Below are 1,971 nucleotides of genomic sequence, written 5' to 3'. Positions count from 1 at the left end.
CTGCAGCGCATGCGCTCGCGCCTGGCGATGGTGTTCCAGCACTTCAACCTCTGGTCGCACATGAGCGCCCTGGAGAACGTCATCGAAGCACCGGTCCATGTCCTCGGCGTGGCAAAAAAGGAAGCCATCGAAAAGGCCGAGCACTACCTGGCCAAGGTCGGCGTGGCGCACCGCAAGGACGCCTATCCGTCGCACATGTCCGGCGGCGAGCAGCAGCGCGTGGCCATCGCCCGTGCCCTGGCCGTGGAGCCGGAAGTGATGCTCTTCGACGAGCCCACTTCGGCCCTGGACCCCGAGCTGGTGGGTGAAGTGCTCAAAGTGATGCAGGACCTGGCGCTGGAAGGTCGCACCATGGTGGTGGTGACCCACGAGATGGGCTTTGCCCGCGAAGTTTCCAACCAGCTGGTGTTCCTCCACAAGGGCCTGGTGGAAGAGCGTGGTTGCCCGAAGGAAGTGCTCGCCAACCCGCAATCCGATCGCCTCAAGCAGTTCCTTTCCGGCAGCCTGAAGTGATCTCCGACGCGGCGGCCCCAGGGCCGCCGCGGCGCATTAGAATGCAGGCCGCAAACCTGCCCTTGCCTTGTTCCCTTCCTCTTTCCGGGGTCTGCTAAGCTGCCTGCCATGACTGCCCATCGAATCGCCTTTCTCCTCTGGCCTGGTACCAAGGCGCTGACCCTGGCGCTGGCCGAGGAAGCCCTGCGTGTTGCCCAGCGACTCCATCCGGAAGTGGTTTACGAGATGTCTTTCCTGCAGGCCGAACCGGCTGCCGAGGGCGCCTGGCGCCTGCCTGGCGAAGCCTGGGCCGGCAAGCTGGACGGCCTGCAGCGCTTGTTCCTGCTGGCCGACGAGCCGCCGGCGAACATGTCGCCGGCACTGTCGGCGGCGATCAAGCAACTGGTGCGTGCCGGCTGCGCGGTTGGCGGCCTGTCCGCCGGGGTCTATCCGCTGGCGCAGCTGGGCCTGCTGGATGGCTACCGCGCGGCGGTGCACTGGCGTTGGCAGGACGATTTCACCGAGCGCTTTCCCAAGGTGATCGCCACCAGCCACCTGTTCGACTGGGACCGTGACCGCCTCACTGCCTGCGGCGGCCTGGCCGTGCTCGACCTGCTGCTGGCGCTACTGGCCCGCGACCATGGCGCCGAGCTTGCCGGTGCGGTGTCCGAGGAGCTGGTGGTGGAGCGCATCCGCGAAGGCGGCGAGCGTCAGCGCATCCCGCTGCAGAATCGCCTCGGCTCCAGTCATCCGAAGCTGACCCAGGCCGTGCTGCTGATGGAAGCCAATATTGAAGAGCCGCTGACCACTGACGAGATCGCCCAGCACGTCTGCGTTTCCCGCCGTCAGCTGGAGCGCATCTTCAAGCAGTACCTCAATCGCGTGCCCAGCCAGTACTACCTGGAGCTGCGCCTGAACAAGGCGCGGCAGATGCTGATGCAGACCAGCAAGTCGATCATCCAGATCGGCCTGTCCTGCGGCTTCTCCTCCGGCCCGCACTTCTCCAGCGCCTACCGCAACTTCTTCGGCGTCACCCCCCGCGAAGACCGCAACCAGCGCCGCGGTACCAGCCCCTTCGAGACCCAGCCGCAGCCGGCGGCCGCCACCGTGGCGGTGGCCGAGCGGGGCTGAGCCTTCTATCTCTGCTTCTCCTCTTGTGGGGGCGAATTCATTCGCCAAGGGCAGCAACGCTGCCCTGTTGGATCGAAGGGCGGACCTGCGGCCCGCATGGCGAATGAATTGGCTATGTCTGCATTAAGTGTTGCTAGAACGTCCTGAGCCGAGCTGCTTGTCGAGTGGGCGGCGCGTCCCTGTTTCGCCTCCCGGCGAGTCACTTCTTTCAGTCGCCAAAGAAGTAACCAAGAACGCTCGCCCCTGCATCCGGCCCGACTGCGTCGGGTTCCCTCGCTCCATCGCCGCTCCGGGGGCCCGGCGTGAGGGGCCATCCATGGCCCCGCACGCCTCTCGCGGCATCCATGC

At 66.0% G+C, this 1,971-nt stretch carries 2 protein-coding genes; both read left to right on the top strand.

What is annotated here, in order from left to right; translation table 11 throughout:
• Nucleotides 1-513, top strand: a 513-nt coding sequence (gene aotP, locus E8F11_RS25105) for an arginine/ornithine transport ATP-binding protein AotP (protein WP_280291626.1), incomplete at its 5' end; no start/stop codon positions are given.
• 108 nt (nt 514-621) lie between these two features.
• On the top strand, nt 622-1,623 hold the full coding sequence (gene argR, locus E8F11_RS25100) for a transcriptional regulator ArgR (protein ID WP_280291625.1): 1,002 nt from the start codon (nt 622-624) through the stop codon (nt 1,621-1,623).
• Nucleotides 1,624-1,971: the final 348 nt, after the last annotated feature.

Origin of the sequence: Pseudomonas sp. BN417, assembly GCF_029871205.1 — a bacterium.
GTDB lineage: Bacteria > Pseudomonadota > Gammaproteobacteria > Pseudomonadales > Pseudomonadaceae > Metapseudomonas.
Note: the sequence above shows the minus strand (reverse complement) of the source record. Positions and strands in the feature narration are given on the sequence as shown.